This is a genomic window from Dictyobacter alpinus (assembly GCF_003967575.1).
Taxonomy (GTDB): Bacteria; Chloroflexota; Ktedonobacteria; order Ktedonobacterales; family Ktedonobacteraceae; genus Dictyobacter; species Dictyobacter alpinus.
Genome location: NZ_BIFT01000002.1, coordinates 916194 through 932445, shown reverse-complemented (window position 1 = coordinate 932445; position 16252 = coordinate 916194). Strand labels below are relative to the sequence as shown.

The 16252-nt window shown below is 48.4% G+C and carries 12 protein-coding genes; 6 read left to right on the top strand and 6 right to left on the bottom strand.

The features are described from left to right. Positions 1-17: 17 nt before the first annotated feature. Positions 18-1157, bottom strand: a complete 1140-nt coding sequence (locus EL633_RS26170) for an endo-1,4-beta-xylanase (protein ID WP_126630220.1) — start codon at positions 1155-1157, stop codon at positions 18-20. Positions 1158-1656: 499 nt separating this feature from the next. On the opposite strand from EL633_RS26170, the gene EL633_RS26165 reads away from it, so the two are divergent. From EL633_RS26165 to EL633_RS26155, 3 genes are all read left to right on the top strand, one after another. Next, positions 1657-3621, top strand: coding sequence for an alpha-amylase family glycosyl hydrolase (locus EL633_RS26165; RefSeq protein ID WP_126630219.1), 1965 nt, complete (start codon positions 1657-1659; stop codon positions 3619-3621). 369 nt (positions 3622-3990) lie between these two features. Beyond that, positions 3991-4227, top strand: a complete 237-nt coding sequence (locus EL633_RS26160) for a ferredoxin (RefSeq protein WP_126630218.1) — start codon at positions 3991-3993, stop codon at positions 4225-4227. Between the two features lie 30 nt (positions 4228-4257). Beyond that, entirely contained in the window at positions 4258-5481 is a 1224-nt protein-coding gene (locus tag EL633_RS26155) for a cytochrome P450 (protein WP_126630217.1), read from the top strand. 174 nt (positions 5482-5655) lie between these two features. On the opposite strand, the gene EL633_RS26150 is transcribed toward EL633_RS26155, so the two are convergent. Next, positions 5656-6426, bottom strand: coding sequence for an SDR family oxidoreductase (locus EL633_RS26150; protein WP_126630216.1), 771 nt, complete (start codon positions 6424-6426; stop codon positions 5656-5658). 25 nt (positions 6427-6451) lie between these two features. Next, the gene (locus EL633_RS26145) at positions 6452-6913 is read right to left on the bottom strand and encodes a VOC family protein (protein WP_126630215.1); all 462 of its coding nucleotides are present in this window, start codon (positions 6911-6913) and stop codon (positions 6452-6454) included. A 548-nt stretch (positions 6914-7461) separates the two neighbouring features. Between EL633_RS26145 and EL633_RS26140 the strand changes: the two genes are divergently transcribed. Continuing rightward, a complete protein-coding gene (locus tag EL633_RS26140; protein WP_126630214.1) occupies positions 7462-7956 on the top strand; it encodes a hypothetical protein in 495 nt (164 codons plus the stop codon). A gap of 146 nt (positions 7957-8102) precedes the next feature. Here the strand turns inward: EL633_RS26140 and EL633_RS26135 are convergent, their stop codons facing one another. Beyond that, positions 8103-9176 carry a helix-turn-helix transcriptional regulator gene (locus EL633_RS26135; protein ID WP_126630213.1) on the bottom strand — a complete coding sequence of 358 codons (1074 nt, stop codon included), beginning with the start codon at positions 9174-9176 and terminating at the stop codon, positions 8103-8105. A 752-nt stretch (positions 9177-9928) separates the two neighbouring features. Between EL633_RS26135 and EL633_RS26130 the strand changes: the two genes are divergently transcribed. Then, complete coding sequence (locus EL633_RS26130) at positions 9929-11230, top strand: erythromycin esterase family protein (protein ID WP_126630212.1); 1302 nt, start codon at positions 9929-9931, stop codon at positions 11228-11230. 126 nt (positions 11231-11356) lie between these two features. Here the strand turns inward: EL633_RS26130 and EL633_RS26125 are convergent, their stop codons facing one another. Beyond that, positions 11357-12214, bottom strand: coding sequence for an LLM class F420-dependent oxidoreductase (locus EL633_RS26125; RefSeq protein WP_218027587.1), 858 nt, complete (start codon positions 12212-12214; stop codon positions 11357-11359). Positions 12215-12534: 320 nt separating this feature from the next. Between EL633_RS26125 and EL633_RS26120 the strand changes: the two genes are divergently transcribed. Further along, positions 12535-13560 (top strand): bifunctional DNA primase/polymerase, encoded by a 1026-nt coding sequence (locus EL633_RS26120; protein ID WP_126630211.1) that lies wholly within the window; start codon positions 12535-12537, stop codon positions 13558-13560. Positions 13561-13675: 115 nt separating this feature from the next. Here the strand turns inward: EL633_RS26120 and EL633_RS26115 are convergent, their stop codons facing one another. Then, positions 13676-15814, bottom strand: a complete 2139-nt coding sequence (locus EL633_RS26115) for a glycoside hydrolase 5 family protein (RefSeq protein ID WP_126630210.1) — start codon at positions 15812-15814, stop codon at positions 13676-13678. Between the last annotated feature and the right edge of the window lie 438 nt (positions 15815-16252).

Sequence of the window (16252 nt, the reverse complement as noted above, 5' to 3'; positions counted from 1 at the left end):
TTTCTCATCGGGGATGTTTATTTCCCAAACAATGCTTCTTTAATCGCATTGTATGCTGGCTTTGGTTGGTACTGAGCGTTGAAAATAAGTGGTTGATCTGGATGATGGGTAAAATTAGGAATCCAGGTATAACGATCAGTAAAGCCCCAAAGTACCACGCCACTGCATTGTTTAACCTCTTGACATGCATGGATGATGTCCGCATAGAGGCTGGCTTGCTGCTTGAATTTTTCTGGGAGCGGATCAGGACTATTTTGTAGCTTGATATCGGCTTCTGTAATCTGAACTTGTAGATCCAAATCCGCGAAGCGGTTCAGATTGCTCACTAACTGGTCATAGGGATACTGAATAGCGACATCTAAATGGCCTTCGAAGCCTACACCATTGATGGGAACCTTTCTTTGTAGGAGACCCTGAATAAGAGCATAATAGCTATTGGATTTTTCATTGATTAGCTCTGTATCAAACTCATTAATATAGAGTTTGGCCTGCGGGTCAGCTTCGTGAGCCCAACGAAACGCATAATCGATGTATTGTGGACCGATAACACTTTCCCAGATAGATTTCTGATTTGCTTCATTTGTATCTAGCGGTTCATTCACGACAACCCAGGATTTTACTTGTCCTTTGTAATGGCCCACGACATTCAGGATATAGTCTTTCATGATGCCAAGGAGTTCGTCTCGATTGTAACCACCATTTGTAATCCACGCGGGTACCTGATTACTCCAAATAAGATTGGCACCTTCAATTTGCATAGAGTGTTGCTTTGCAAAGCTCACAAGTTCATCTGACTGAGAAAAATCGAAGGTGTCAATGTTTGTATGCATGACATCCATCTTCATGACATTTTCTGCCACAAGTAAATCAAACTCTCTGCCAAGAATTTTCTTATAGTTCTCATCTGTGTGGAATGCATCTATATTTGCGGCAGTCCCAATTGAAATGCTTCTTTTTTTTGTATTGAGGGCCGCCTCTCTAAGGGTGTGGATATCCTTAAATTGGATATTTGCATTGCTTTGTTGTACTTTTGTTTGAACGGGAGTTGGATCGGTCGTTTTATTTTCATCAGCCTGTGGAATAAAGTTACAACTTGATGAGAGAAGCGAGAAAGCAACCAGGAAAAGCGCAAGCAGGTGTTGTTTGTATTGCGTCATAATATAAATCCAACTTTTTTCGAAATAGTCCACAATGGAAGATATAAATGAAAATAAAAGAGAAAAAAGTAGTATGAATACTCTTTTCTGTATTCTTTGAAATTATAAAGAAGAATGATACTTTTTGGCAATTAATTGTGCTTACGCAAAAAAAAGTACTATAATTCTTTAATGTCTATAATTCTCTTACCGTTGATAGCGCGCAGCGGTATTTTATACTGTAAAAGTATAAAATACTATTTTGAAACATCCTTTGAGAGGTTTTATATTGTTTTGGAAAGCAAATTTTTTGAGGGTGAACTACTCATACCATATAATGGATTGGAATGTGTTCACATTTTTTTGAGCGACCGTCAACGGGCGTAAACCTGGTTTTATGTTACTATCTATCTCTTTCATTTCAGAGAGCGGAGACGATCGGGGATAGGGGCTCGTTGCGCTTTTACTTAAATCTTTGATTCCATTGATAAAAAATGCTAGATGATTGCAGAGGATATCCATGGCCGATGTACAACAGGTGAGGCAATACGCGGCGCTCTCACTTGATCGATTGTGGCCGCGCCTGGAGTTGACCTTTCGGGACGACGTGAGCAGAGCACCTGTGGATTGGCAGGCGTTTGAGACGCGGTTGCGACACGAATGGGATCAGCTTTTCGGGCTGCTCTTTAATCTTTATGGCGGACACTATGACTTTTTCTATCATCTTGAGGTACTGCTGCACGCGGTTGCACGAAGCTGGTTTGAACGTTCCCCCTGGCTCAAGCGCCTGGATACGCGGCGCGAAGCTGAGCCTCTCTGGTTTCAGTCGCAGCAGATGGTTGGCGGTATGTGCTATACCGATCTTTTTGCGGGGAACCTTCAGGGTTTACGTGAAAAGTTGCCTGTATTTAAGCAGCTAGGGTTGACCTATCTCCACCTGATGCCATTGTTTGAGTCACCTGAAGGTAATAGCGATGGTGGTTACGCCGTCAGTAGCTATCGCCAACTCAATCCAAAACTGGGCACGATCCAAGAACTGGCTGATCTGGCTCATGAGTTTCAGGAGCAAGGTATCAGTCTGGTGCTTGACTTTGTCTTCAATCATACCTCTGATGAGCATGAGTGGGCGCGCCTCGCGCAGGCTGGGGATCTGGAGTACGAGAACTTCTATTTCCTTTTTCCAGATCGAACAATTCCTGATATCTATGAGCGTACCCTGCGTGAGATCTTTCCCACCGTACGGCGTGGTAGCTTCACCTGGCGTGAGGACATCCATAAGTGGGTCTGGACAACCTTTAATAGCTTCCAATGGGATTTGAACTATGGTAATCCGGCAGTTTTTCGTGCGATGGCCCAGGAGATGCTTGCCATTGCCAACCTCGGGGTAGAGATCCTCAGACTTGACGCCGTCGCTTTTATCTGGAAGCGTGAGGGCACAAATTGTGAAAATCAGCCGGAAGCTCATCAGATTATTCAGGCATTTCATTGTCTCGCGCGTATCGCTGCTCCCGCATTGCGCTTTAAGTCCGAGGCGATTGTTCACCCTGATGACGTGATGAGTTATATCAGCCCGCAAGAATGCCAGATAAGTTATAATCCCCTGCTCATGGCACTACTCTGGGAGTCACTGGCGACCGGGGAGGTCAAATTGCTTGATCACTCGCTGAGTCATCGCTTTCGGCTTCCACATGGAACCTCCTGGGTAAACTATGTGCGTTCGCATGACGATATTGGTTGGACCTTTGATGACAATGACGCTCGCTGGGAATGGATCGATCCATTTGGCCATCGAAATTTTTTGAATCAGTTCTATATGGGGCGTTTTCCTGGTTCTTTTGCCCGTGGCGTGCCGTTTCAGGAGAATCCAGATACTGGTGACGCGCGTATCTCAGGCACGCTGGCCTCACTGGCCGGATTAGAGCAGGCGATCCATGCGGGCAATGAGCAGCAGATAGATCTGGCGGTGCGGCGTATCCTGATGGTACACAGTATTATCTTGAGCATTGGAGGTATTCCGCTGATCTATCTGGGGGACGAAGTTGGTACACTGAACGATTATGCGTTTAGCGCTGATCCAGACAAAGCGGACGATAGCCGCTGGGTCCATCGTCCACGGACTGATTGGTCATGGCGGGAAAAGGTAGCGCATGATCCTCTTTCGCCGCACGGCCGCATCTTCGCAGAACTGGTGCATCTTATCGCGCTGCGCAAGAGGCAAACAGCGATCTTCGATGGCGAGACGGAGTTCGTTGAGACGGGCAATGCACATCTGTTTGGCTATGTACGCAATGGAGGAGGCCAGCGACTCTTTACCATAGCGAGCTTCTCCGCTCAACCCCAGGAGATGGATGCCAATCTGCTCCGTAGCTATGGATCTGGCTACCTGTTCACTGATCTCATCACCGGGCAAACGGTCAGCGCTGAACAGTCATTGCGGTTGGAACCCTATCAATGTGTCTGGTTGGAACTCGTCAGCACCTCATAATAATGAGAATGGTTTAGTTTTATCCTTTATTTGAGCTCATCGTCTCTATTTAAGAGACGATGAGCTTTTGTTTTTTGCATGATCGCATATTATTGTTTGTAGCTCCTGTTCTTTTATTGATGCTCCCTCTACATATCTGGCATACCAGGAAATGTGCAGGCAATGGTGTTCAAATTATCCATTTTAGTAGTTGAAGAATGCTACAGTAGATTGCTTTTTTCTTATTATTGATTATACTGATAATAGTAAACTTTTCCTGGGGAAGAGTATATTTTTTGTAATAAACAAAGAAACTATTTGTAATATCGGAAAAACTTGTAGCAGAAAAGGAAGCGCGGCAACTGAAAATACGAGGAGGAATCGTAACCTATGCGGGTAATAGTTTCAGCGAGCAACTGTATCGCAAGTGGCATGTGTGTACTCGCCTGTCCTCAGGTTTTTGCGCAAAACGAGATTGATGGAAGCGTGGAAGTGCTCGACCACCATCCTCCAGCCAGCCTTTTTGCGTCCATCCACAATGTGGTCTCGAATTGTCCGGCTCAAGTGTTTCGCATAGAAGATCCAGATACGCATTCTGATATCCTCATTGAGGAAGAGAAGGCATAAAAACACAACCGAAAGGGATTGGATGAGATTATGAGTCATACGTCCGAATATCCAGCTTTTCCGTTTGAAGCACCAGATCAGCGCCTGTCCTGTCCGGTGGAATATGAACGCCTGCGACAGGAGTGTCCGGTCGCGCGTGTTAGCCTGCCGTTTGGAGGCGATGCGTATTTATTGACAAAACATCAGGATATTGTCAAAGCATATACGGATAGCAAAAGTGGCATGATTCAAGCTTCTGACGGTGATGTGCCACGCTTTCAACCAGGGAGAACTATTGGGACGGAAGAAGGGTCCTTGTTTACGGTCTCCGATGAACGCCATAATCAGATTCGCCGTGTGGTGACGCGTGCCTTTACCGTGAAATATGCGAGTGGACTTCAACCGCGCGTCGCTGAAGTGACCAATACGCTCATTGATAAGATGGAGCGCAAAGGCCCGCCGGCAGACCTCCTCAATGATTATGCGATTCAGACTCCAATGACCGTTATTTGTGAATTACTTGGTGTGCCGGAGCAAAATGAAGCGCTCTTTCGTCAGTGGGGGCATGTGCTGGTCTCCACCACTGATCTCACGCAACAGGAAAAGGATGCGTTACGTGATAAGGTCATCGCATTTCTCCATCCCATCATCCAACAAGCGCAGAAACATCCCGACAATACCGTCTTTGGTTTACTGGCGCAGGCTCATGAATTGGGCGATCATATGCTAACCGAGACAGAAATGTTTATGTTTGCGGCCGGCCTTATCGGAGCAGGTTTTGAAACGGTCAGTACCACATTTACCAACATGGCGTATCTGGTCTTGTCGCAGCCAGCACTTATCCAACAGCTCAAACAACGCGTAGACGATCCTCAACGCATGTCCCTGGCGATCGAAGAATTGCTCCGTGTTACTCCGATTGGGAATACGGGAAGGCCACGTATCACGCGGGATGTACTCACCTTTGGTGATACGACTATTCCACAGGGAGAAGTGCTCATTCTAGCCTCTCAATCTGGCAACTTCGATGAAGAAATCTTTCCTCATGCGAAAGACATTGATTTTTATCGCACTACCAATCCCACGCTCACCTTTGGTCGTGGTATCCATGCTTGCCTGGGACAGCAACTGGCGCGCATGGAGCTGCAAACCCTCTGGAGCACGCTGCTTACTCGACTTCCCGACGTTCATCTAGCAGTCTCGCCGGCCGACGTTCCCTGGCGCTCCACCGGTACGTCAACAATTGGACCAATCCAACTTCCAGTCACCTGGTAAGCGTTCCTCCCAGAGTGTAATAGAAACCAGGCGGAGTCCCATTATCTGGACTCCGCCTGGTTTCTATTACACTCTGGGAGGAGATCATTTTTTTTGAGTTGTCCTGGGAATGAGCTTAAAAGCAAGCTCGGAAAAATATTTGGAGCTCATCTCTCACGGTTTTTGTTTCTGCTTCTACTGATAAATCGGAGCTCCTTCAGGCGATCCGGTCTGGCCACCATCGACGACAATTTCGGTGGCTTGAATATAGGATGCATCATCGGAGGCGAGGAACAGCACCGTCTTTGCAATCTCTTCTGCCAGCCCAAAACGTTCCAGCAGAACTTGTTGAGAGTACTTTTTTTCGATTTCAGCATATGCTTCAGGCGTGGGAGCTGATTTATTCCAGATCGGTGTTTCTGTGCCCCCAGGCATCACAATATTCACCCTGATTTTTCGTGGCGAGAGTTCAGTAGCTAACACACGAGTTATGGAACGTAGCCCGGCCTTACTCGCAGCATAAGCTGAGCTTCCGGGCGAACCAGATATGCTTCTGATTGAGCCATTGAAGATGATCGACGCACCGTCGCTCAGGTAAGGGAGGCTACTCTGAACAGTGAAAAAAGCCCCTGTCAGATTTGTGCGCAGGATCTTTTCAAAGTCTGTCAGTGTAGTTTTCCCAATAGGAGTTTTCCCACTAATGCCGGCGTTAACAAAAAGTACGTCGAGATGCCCTATCTTCTCAAGAGCTGGAACTAAGGCTACTTCCATCGCCTCAATGTCGGATGTGTCGGCCTGGATACCCACGACATTTGAGCCTAGCTCTTGTATGGTAGAGTCAAGCTTTTGTTGATCTCTACCAGTGATCACCACCTGAGCCCCTTCGGCGACGAACACGCGTGCAGTTGCCAGACCAATGCCGCTGGTTCCTCCAGTAATTAGTGCTGTTTTGTGTTCCAATCTCATCTTAATCTCCTTGAGTATGTGGCTATCACCGTCCAGGAGCACGCTTTTTGACTTCCTGGATCAGCCAACCATTGCCATCCGGGTCGCTGAAGGTCATGAAGCTGTTATAATCGGCTCGACCAGGAGCGATTCCGGGTGTTTGCCCCTTTGGGCCAAAGTGGAAGACTTCACTTATCTTCACTCCACGAGCGAGGAGCTCAGCTCGGGTATTCTCAATGTCGGATGTAATCAGGTATAATCCCTGATATGTCCCTGGAGTCGCTTTAGTAATCCCCTTGCCGATCTGGATTGAGCATTCTGATCCTGGTGGTGTCAATTGGACGATACGATAGGCCGTTGCGCCAGGATATCTGAAGCCCAGGGCCTCTTCATAGGTGGCAGAACTATAGTCAACGTCTACTCTGAAGCCCATGACCTTTTCATAGAATTCCTTTGCCCGATCCACGTCTGAGACAGGGATAACGACGGCCTCGAACTTAAGGTTCATTTCTAAGCTCCTTTGAGTGTGCTATGATATTATCTTTTTCGCCCTTACTGACCGTTTCGACCATTTCAAGGGCAGGTGAAAACTATCGACCATAAATACAAAAATTCTATCGTGATGCTCAAGAAATCCTGGCTTTACAGTCTCTGACGAACTCATACCTGACTATCCTGGAAAAGCCAGCAGGGAAACTGGCTTCTGTACTCGCGTGTTTCGTGAGTGCATTGTATTATGGGAAAAGTTCTCTTCGCAAACTCAACGCTGAACCGTTTATAACACCTGCGTTCGGCTGTCCTGAGCCCTTGTTCCTTCACCTGGTCTGAATAGGAAGGATGGCCAGGCGTCTTTTTACAAGCTCAATCTTAAAATTTAAGATGCTCCCAGGCTAGCAGAAGAGCAGTTGTTGGCGAGATGTCCTGCGAATGTCCTTGCGTTGTCCCCATGCATGTACTTACTCTTGTGGTGGATAGGAGCTCAAACGTAAGCTCGAACAGCTATATGGAGCTCATTTCTCACTACTTTCGTTGCTCTTTTTTAAAGGAGGAAGTGTCATGCGCTACCGTTTTCCCATACTGTTAGTGATCATGGTCGTTGTGCTGGGAAGCTTCTTATTTATCGCGCCATCCTCAGCTCTAGCGGCTACCACCTGTAGTGGAACAAGCTGTGATCACCTGGCCCCGCAAAATGCACAAAATGCCCACCAACAAATCTGCTCTAGCAATGCTTCTGAGGCCATCGCCCCTTTCTATGGAGATGGATGGACACTTGATTTGCGTTGGGGACCGAACTGCTCTACGAACTGGGCGCGTTTTGGTAGTGCCGGTGGTGCACTAGAGTGTTTTGATTTGCAGGTCATTCGCGTCTATAGTAGCAAATATAGCGGGCTGCCAGCGACGGTTGATAATGCCTATGGTTGCGGCCCGCAGGATGGGATCTGGACCAATCAACTGTATGCACCGGGACCCGCTCAAGCATGCATCCGCTTTAGCAAATGGTGGGATCAATCTAACTATGGTCAGTGGTATTGTACTGGTGTAACTCCATAGGTCTTTAAGATTTATCTCTAGATCCTCTTCAAATGGCTCCATCGCAAAGTGAGACTGTATCATGTCCCGCCTGGCTGATGGAGCTATAGTGAGTGAGTAGTACGATCGAACTGTCTAGCAGTCAGCCGTGCATCCGTTGGGGAAATTTACGGCAATTTCCAGACGTGTAAATTCGTGAAACGCACTTCTGTGGTATCAACACAATCATAATCGGTTCTGGCAATGGAGCAGGTATGGGCAAGCGTGCCAATCTGGCCCTCTGCATACGCCGTATCCTGTGCCTGTGCTATTTTCAGTGTATTGATAAAAAGCTCGAAATGACTGTCCTGTGCCACGACCGCGAGGGTATTGATGGCTTTGAGTCCGGTATGGAGAGCCGACGTTGTTTGTACCAGCAGAATTTTTCGGTTGGCGACATTGTCACGATCATAGCGTACCAGGCGATACTGCCCATTGGTGCAGACAAGGAAATAGTACATGAGAGGAAAGTTACTGCGAAACAATATGCCGCCACAGTTTCCTTGCAGGAATTGCATCTGCACTTCGTACACGAAGTTATGCAGAATGATCCCATCAAGCATGCACGGCTTGATATATGTTTTACGGATGACGCGATTATGAAAAGCGCCATCTTTATACAGACACGTACCCTCTGTATTGCTATGCTGCACGATAGCTGAGGCGTCACTAGTGAGTGCATCATTGATGAGCAGTTGACCTGCCACCTGATAGGGATTGCCTGGATCGTGAGGGAGGTACATGGCACAAAGAACAATCGCGATAAGTATTAGCATGCCTGACGAGGAGAATGATAAAATAAGTGCCTTTCTTGATAGCCTCAGAGGGATTGGGGTGATCCGAATAAGCGGCTTTGCTAAGGACGGGGCAGTTTCAATGGGTACAAAAGAAGTCTCTTGAACGAGTGGTATTTTCGTTTGCTCCACATGCTCTATGGCAATGGAGTCAACTTCAGCCGCTTTTTCAGGCCTGTTAGCCTCCACTTTGACCAACCCAAGTGCTTCCGCATCCATCTCAAAAATATCACACAATTTTTGCCGCAGATACAAACCTGGAAACGTACTGCCTCTTTCCCAGCGGCCTACCGTCTTGGGATCACTCCCAATTTTTTCGGCGACCTCTGCCTGTGACCAGTTACGACGAAGGCGTTCTTGCCTTAAACGTTCGTTCGGTCGTATCTCAGACGCTTTCATTTGCTTCATGCAAACACTCTTCCAATTCTTGAAAAAATAGTTGTTGCATCACGATGAAGAGATACCGATAGCCTGGATAAAGACGAGAAAAGCTGCACACACCGTTGAATTATCTGATTGTTTTTAATTTGCTCATTGTATCCAACATAGAAAAGAAGTACACATATGGTACTTCTCTATAATGCAAGATGCAGGCGCAAGGTATGGCATAAATGATTGCCCCTCAAAAAATATTTACAACATGGCAGGCCTTTCTTACACTAAAATAGTACCACGAAGCAGGGCAAAAAAGTTATATAGGACGAAGAAGTTCTGTGCCTCAGAAAATTATCTATAATCGATTGTGAGATGAATATAATCAGAAAGCTCTTTCGATAAGAAGTTTCATTGTATTGAGATATGTAAAGTGGTGCCAGGCTTCATGCAAAACCCGCAACTTCGCGTTTGAGGGTTTTCGCGATACACTCCTCCGTTTGATTACACACATTCAGCTATATTGAGCCTGCGATAACCTATATATGTCCATACGCCCTTTCCTGGCTTTCTTTCTACCCTCTATTCTTGCATTTGTGTTATACAGTAGGGATGTGATCCAGAAAAAGCCTGGCCAGCTTGGATTGAAGATGCATGCATGCAGCCTCCTGTGAGATCTGTCGAAGCCAGGAACATATTCTCATACAATAAACGAGAGTATAGCAGATAGAAGCAGCAGGTTTCTCATTGGATGAATGATATAGTGAAAACAAGGAAGGATAGACCCAATGATGCACGCAGCAAAGGTATATACAACGCTTGACGATTGGATTGCACACGAGGCGATCCCATTTTCCCCCGATGCTGGTCCGGACTTCAATGCCGCCGTTGATACGGTGATTGATTCACTTGATGGGGCGGTAGATGTGCTTGGCTTTGGAGAAGCCCTTCATGGAGGGGAAGAGGTGCTTGTCCTGCGCAACCAGCTCTTTCAACGCCTGGTTGAGGCCCATGGCTACAGCGCCATTGCCATTGAGAGCAGTTTTTCTCAGGGACCCATCGTCAACGCATACGTGCTTGGCCGCGGTCCGGCCTCTTATGAGGCGGTGCAGGATGCTGGATTTAGCCACGGTTTTGGAACTTCCGCAGCCAATCGAGCCCTGGTCGAATGGATGAGGCACTATAATACTGATCCAGCCCACCAGATGAAAATCCAATTTTATGGATTTGATAGTCCAACCGATATGATCGCAGACAGTCCCCGCCGGATACTGCACGTTGCGCTTGATTACCTGAGCTCAGTTGATAAGACTCTCGGGCAGGAGTATCGTGAGCGCATCGACCCGCTGCTCGGACAGGATGCTGCCTGGGAGAATCCGGATGCCGCGCTCGACCCAACCCAAGCGATAGGTCGAACACCGCAGGCAAGCGCATTGCGGATCGAGACAGAGGAGCTGATTTCAGAACTGCGTATGCAGCGGCCCGCGCTGGTGATGCAGAGCGACGAGAGCCGTTATCTGGAAGCCGTCCACTATGCTGTGATGGCTCGGCAGCTCCTGAACTATCATGCGACGCTCGCGCAGCCTTCCGCTAAACGTCCGGCCCGCCTGCTCGGCATTCGTGCTGCCATGATGGCTGAGAATCTGACGTACATCGTCTCGCGTGAACAGGGTCGAGGCAAGGTCCTGGCTTTTGCTCACAATAGCCATCTCAAGCGTGGAAAGGTGCAATGGCAATGGGGGAATGAGGAGATCCACTGGTGGCCCGTTGGCTCTCATCTTCATGAACTATTCGGTCGCCGCTATGCCGTTATTGGTTCAGCCGTTGGCTCCTCGCCAGCTAACGGGATCGGTCAGCCAGAAGCAGGGACGCTTGAGGCGCGCTTCACATCTGCTGGCGGGCCAGGGCTGTTCATTCCCACCCATCAAGGGCAAGGACTTCCTGCAGAGGAAATTGCGGCGCTTCCCATTCGCTCTGGCAGCCAGAAGAACAGGAGCTATACGGAACCACTCAATGGCCACAGTTTCACCGACTTTGATTGGCTCGCTATCCTGGATACGGCAACATACAATGGCTGGGGCCATTTCTAGAAGGCCGATTTGGACCATGTATGAGATTGACCCACAGTCTGGTTCTGCCCCACAAGATGTGCAAAGAGCTAAGCTCATGTTGTCATTGGGATGTTGCACTCCGTAGAAACTGGAGCCATTAACCAATCAGAGGTGATTAAGAACGGTCTCGCCGATCTGTGAGACAAACGCTTTCAGATTAACTTCGTTGAACCGCCTGGAGGGAAGGAGAATCAAGCGATCAACGCCCAGGTCGGCGTACCGTTTTGCGTCTTCCAGGGTAATCCCTCTGGGAGGCGGTGTGATGCTGATCTCTAGTTTTCCTAGTTCCTCTGGGCGTGGGTGGCGTTTACGAACCTCCTCGATCTGATCGAGAGCATGTGCTGTTGCGGCCAGATCGAGGGACCAGCCGTACCAGCCAGTTCCAAATTTTATTGCCCGTCGATAGGCGGAAACGCTCTGACCACCCACGACGACGGGAAGAGCACGCGACGGCTGTGGATGGGCCTGGACGTGTTCGAAGGAAACAAAGCGGCTATGATAGGCTGGCTGGGGCTGTGTCCAGATAGCCCGCATCGCCGCCAGATAGTCATCGGTGCGTGCGCCCCGATCCGCGAAAGGTACACCTAGAGCACGGAACTCCGGCTCGAGATACCCAGCACCGATGCCAACGATCAAGCGTCCATCTGAGAGGGTATCCAGGCTGGCCAGTGCTTTCGCCAGCACGAGCGGGTTATGCTGTGGCAAGATAAGAATTCCAGTTCCCAGGCGAACCTGGTGGGTATGGGCTGCCAGATAGGTCAGCGCAACGACCGGATCGAGCATGCGATCATCAGGAGCCGCCGGAGAAGGAGGGACCTGCGGATCAGGGAGCACAACATGTTCGCCAGCCCATAGCGACTCGAACCCGGCGGATTCCGCAAGCTGAGCTATCTTGACAGCGACCTCAGGAGAACTACACACGAAACTATTCATTGAGAAGAGGCCAAATTTCAATACAATCACACTCTTTCTGTCCCTGAGGACATAGGTACTACTGGTCTGACCCGGCTCAGGTGCAAAGCGGGGATGCAATGGGCTTGCCTTGGGGATCGGGAACTGTGCCCCCGTAACATTCTCCCCTCCCGCCTACGTAGAAGAGTTTACCACATGCAGTGAGTCAGTCCACTACTATTCTATGTTATGAGTATGCCAGAGATGGAAGAGTTGAACAAGAAACAAATTTAGGATAGGATCCGAGGGATTGTACCGTGTCCTCTTTCCCCTTCAGGTTTTTTTATGTATAGTTGGAGTGGCGAGAAAAAGAACCAGTAAATGGATTGTAAATGGCGAAAGGAATCGCGATAATGGCGCGTATCTCATCTCAGTCTCCTCACCCGCTCAATGTCTATCAAGCAGCTCTAACCGCGATACGCGCTGGTATCAGTTTTATTCCAATCACTGCTGATGGCACCAAGAGTCCGGCTGTAAGGTGGAAAGAGTATCAAAAGGTGGTACCAACCCCAGAGCAGGCCAGGCAGTGGTTTTATGGGCAGAATCGTGGCATCGCCTTTATCACTGGTCAGGTAAGTGGTGGATTAGAAATGCTTGACTTTGATGACCAGCATATCTATGAGCGCTTTGTTGAGCGCATGCATCGGGAAGGGTTGGCCTGGTTACTGAAACGGATCGAACTGGGCTATAAAGAACGTTCACCGAAAGGGATTCATCTCTATTATCGCTATCCTGACCTGAGTGAGGGCAGTAAGAAGGTGGCGCAGCGTCCACTCAAAGAACCTCCCTATGTCTTGAGTTTGATTGAAACCAGGGGAGAAGGCGGTTATAGTATTGGCGCGCCCTCCAGTGGGGCTGTCCATCCGAGTGGTCAGCCGTATCAGGTTCTGTCCGGGAATGTAACCACGATTCAGACAATTCAGTCTGATGATCGTGCCCTGTTGCTCTCCGTGGCGCGTACACTGGATGAGATGCCCTCCAGGGAAAAAACAACCACCCACCGAGGAGCGCCAAAGAAATTTCGACAACGCTATGCAGGGCGTCAGCCGGGAACCATTTTTAATGAGCTGGCCAGCTGGCCAGAAATTTTGGAGCCGCATGGTTGGACATGGGTGAGAAGGATAGGCGGAGAGGATTTCTGGCGCAGGCCAGGAAAACAGCATGGCATCAGTGCCACGACCAACTATGAAGGTGGAGATTATCTCTATGTCTTCTCCACCTCAACCATTTTTGCGTCGCATGTGGGCATCAGCAAATTTGCGGCCTACACGTTCCTGGAACATGCTGGAAACTTTTCCGAGGCCACCAGAGCCCTTGCCGCGCAAGGATATGCTGAAGACGATGAGTATAAAATGTGAGTAAGATACTGGTAAACATTTGCAACCGATTCATCACGTTCTCTTCTTCGTAAGACGAATATAAAAATGGATGTAGGAGCGCGATGCACTCCTACATTTCCTTTTCCTGGCTTCCTTAACCGATGGAAATATCATCGAGATAGCCACGATAGCCGCCTGTAGTTGAGGGCTGATCATAGCCAATATCCAGGCGCACAATAGTTTTTCCAGATACAGTTGCTCCCAGATTGATGGTGACATGATTCCAGGTATCAAGGGTCAGATGGTTGCATTGGTAGGCGGGATGGGCACGGTTCCCATTGGTGTCTGTCGCACCGGAGTCGCGCAAGTTCGTATTATCGCTAAAAATCAGGTCAATGGCCACACATGTACTATTATTGCCACTGGCATAATTGTAGCTATTGGCTGAACTCTCTGGATTAATCCAATAGGAAAGGGTTGTCGCAGAAGTAACTGCAATAGGGTGACTGCTTAAATCAAAGGCTTTAAGATAGGCATAATTGCTTCCACTCGCATTGGTTCCATTTCCCGAGTAGAGCAGTGAATGGCTTCCTCCGTGCGGTGAAAGAGGACCACCATCTCCAACATTTAGTTCAGGACCGCTCAGACCACAGCAGATACCTGTGATGTTGGCGCTACCACCAGCGGGACCTCCTGAGTTATCGACACTATTCGTCCAGGTTAATTGCATGTCTCCATTCTCGAAACCGGTAGAAAAGGTGCCGGGGTTTTGTCCTTGCTGGATGTTGAGGGCTCCCTGGACATAGATAGGACTGGCCGAAAGTGGGAGCGTTACCGATCCATTGGAGGGCGTGTAGACCTGTGTGTGGCCTGTCATGGTTGTGACCGTCACAGGATTATCTGCCGAGACCGTCAATTGCTGCGTACCAGCTGTGGACCAGAAGACACGGGTATTATTGGCGAAGCGTTCGTCGTATACATTGCTGCCAACTGCCTCACTTGCTTCAAAGGGAACAGTATTCAAAATATGGGTCATGGTTGCGTAAGCGGCGTAGGAAGGTTTAGGTGTATAGGTCCCTGTGCTGTCAGGTAAGCGTAACACACCAAAATGGTGCTCTGTATAATCAGGATTTCCACCATCGTCGAGGAAATCGTACCAGAAGAACTTCTGCACTCCTCCTGCCAATGCCAGAACGGCGCCGCGGACAAGGTAATTGGCTTGATCTGTTTCATTGACATGTGCACAACAGGTTGGCCAACCCAGTTCACTAATCCAGATAGGTTTAGGTTGTCCATTATTATATTGTTTAATGGCACCTTCCAGACCAATCATTTGTTGATCAAGCGAGGTCCCTGCCGTATTTTCGGGGGCCGCAGTCTGCTTATCTGTATAAGGATGGCCGGAGACCGCATCCATATACTGCAAGCCACCTCCCTGAAAGATACCATCAAACCAGCCTGACTCATCCTCGGCTACAGCTCCACCGACAACTGTGATATTTGTGTTAACTGCCTTAACGGCCTGATAGGCTGTCTTCAACAATTGCACATAGCAGCTGGTGCTCCTTGAACAAGGGCCAGCGGCATTCCAATTATACTCATTCCACACTTCGACTGCCGTAATTTGTGAGCCATAGTGATGCAGTACAGCCTGTGCATAGTTGGCGTAGGCGCTATAGCCGGCATCGTCATAAGGGGTGTTTCCACCATCATAGAGTGGATTGCTATAATCCAGAATTACAAATGGTGTAATGCCCTGTTGCTGTAAAGCGTTCATCCAGGGATCATAGACGGAAAAGTCATACTGGCCCTGTGTCTTCTCTATATTTGCCCAGGTCAAATCGGCTCTGGCCCATCCAGCCCCTGTCGTGGCGACAAGGGGAGCCAGATTGGGATCATAAGACTCGAAATGCAGGCCATTGCCAAATTGAGAAGATGCATCATGGGTAGGAGGAGCCACCACCACGAAGGTAATCTGTTTGTTGGCGATATTGAGCGTATAATAGCCATCAGATTGTGGGGCCAGGGTGAGCGAAATGTGTTGGTTCGTGCTGGTCGCCTGCCCTGATGTCACAGTAGAGCCATTGATGTCTGTGACGGTATAGGAATACGAGCCGTCGGATGTGGTTGTGATGCTGAAAGATGGATTTGTTGTATCGACAAAAACAGTATTTGGGACGGTGGCGGCGTGTGCATGGCCTGGTTGCCAGCAATCCAGCAAAAACGTCGTCACAAGTGTCAATAGACAAAGAGTAATGATACGGAATAGTCGAGAGCGTCGCGTTACGTCCATTGTAACAATCCTTTCGAACAGTTGGTGGATCCTTCCCTCTCCTCAATCCTTGAGAAGAGATGAAAACATCATATTATGTTGTCCTGTTGATAGAAACTGTATCTGTGTGACATTGTATTATTTCTGTGTACGGCCTCCTTTCAAAGCATTGCGCTTTTTCGCTTTGCTATTATGTAGTGTACTGATTGAGCTATTACATGTCAATAGGTCCTACCAATGTATTTTTCTCCTGTTTCTTTACATGTCAATGTGCCCTTATCTCTGGCATAAGGGGGAATTACCTCTGCTCCTTTTTTCTATTCAATAGAGGGATAACCTTTATTGCTCTACTGAATGATCGAAACGAATGAGGTAAATGCCGCTAAACCAGTCATATTTGTTGCTATTTTGCTCTGGAAAGATGACGTTATCGAGATGCCAGTTTATGCCATGAAGACG

Excerpts from the sequence above, each read along its gene's own strand:
- EL633_RS26170 (WP_126630220.1), bottom strand. The coding sequence starts at position 1,157 with ATGACGCAATACAAACAACACCTGCTTGCGCTTTTCCTGGTTGCTTTC.
- EL633_RS26165 (WP_126630219.1), top strand. The coding sequence starts at position 1,657 with ATGGCCGATGTACAACAGGTGAGGCAATACGCGGCGCTCTCACTTGAT.
- EL633_RS26160 (WP_126630218.1), top strand. The coding sequence starts at position 3,991 with ATGCGGGTAATAGTTTCAGCGAGCAACTGTATCGCAAGTGGCATGTGT.
- EL633_RS26155 (WP_126630217.1), top strand. The coding sequence starts at position 4,258 with ATGAGTCATACGTCCGAATATCCAGCTTTTCCGTTTGAAGCACCAGAT.
- EL633_RS26150 (WP_126630216.1), bottom strand. The coding sequence starts at position 6,426 with ATGAGATTGGAACACAAAACAGCACTAATTACTGGAGGAACCAGCGGC.
- EL633_RS26145 (WP_126630215.1), bottom strand. The coding sequence starts at position 6,913 with ATGAACCTTAAGTTCGAGGCCGTCGTTATCCCTGTCTCAGACGTGGAT.
- EL633_RS26140 (WP_126630214.1), top strand. The coding sequence starts at position 7,462 with ATGCGCTACCGTTTTCCCATACTGTTAGTGATCATGGTCGTTGTGCTG.
- EL633_RS26135 (WP_126630213.1), bottom strand. The coding sequence starts at position 9,176 with ATGAAGCAAATGAAAGCGTCTGAGATACGACCGAACGAACGTTTAAGG.
- EL633_RS26130 (WP_126630212.1), top strand. The coding sequence starts at position 9,929 with ATGATGCACGCAGCAAAGGTATATACAACGCTTGACGATTGGATTGCA.
- EL633_RS26120 (WP_126630211.1), top strand. The coding sequence starts at position 12,535 with ATGGCGAAAGGAATCGCGATAATGGCGCGTATCTCATCTCAGTCTCCT.
- EL633_RS26115 (WP_126630210.1), bottom strand. The coding sequence starts at position 15,814 with ATGGACGTAACGCGACGCTCTCGACTATTCCGTATCATTACTCTTTGT.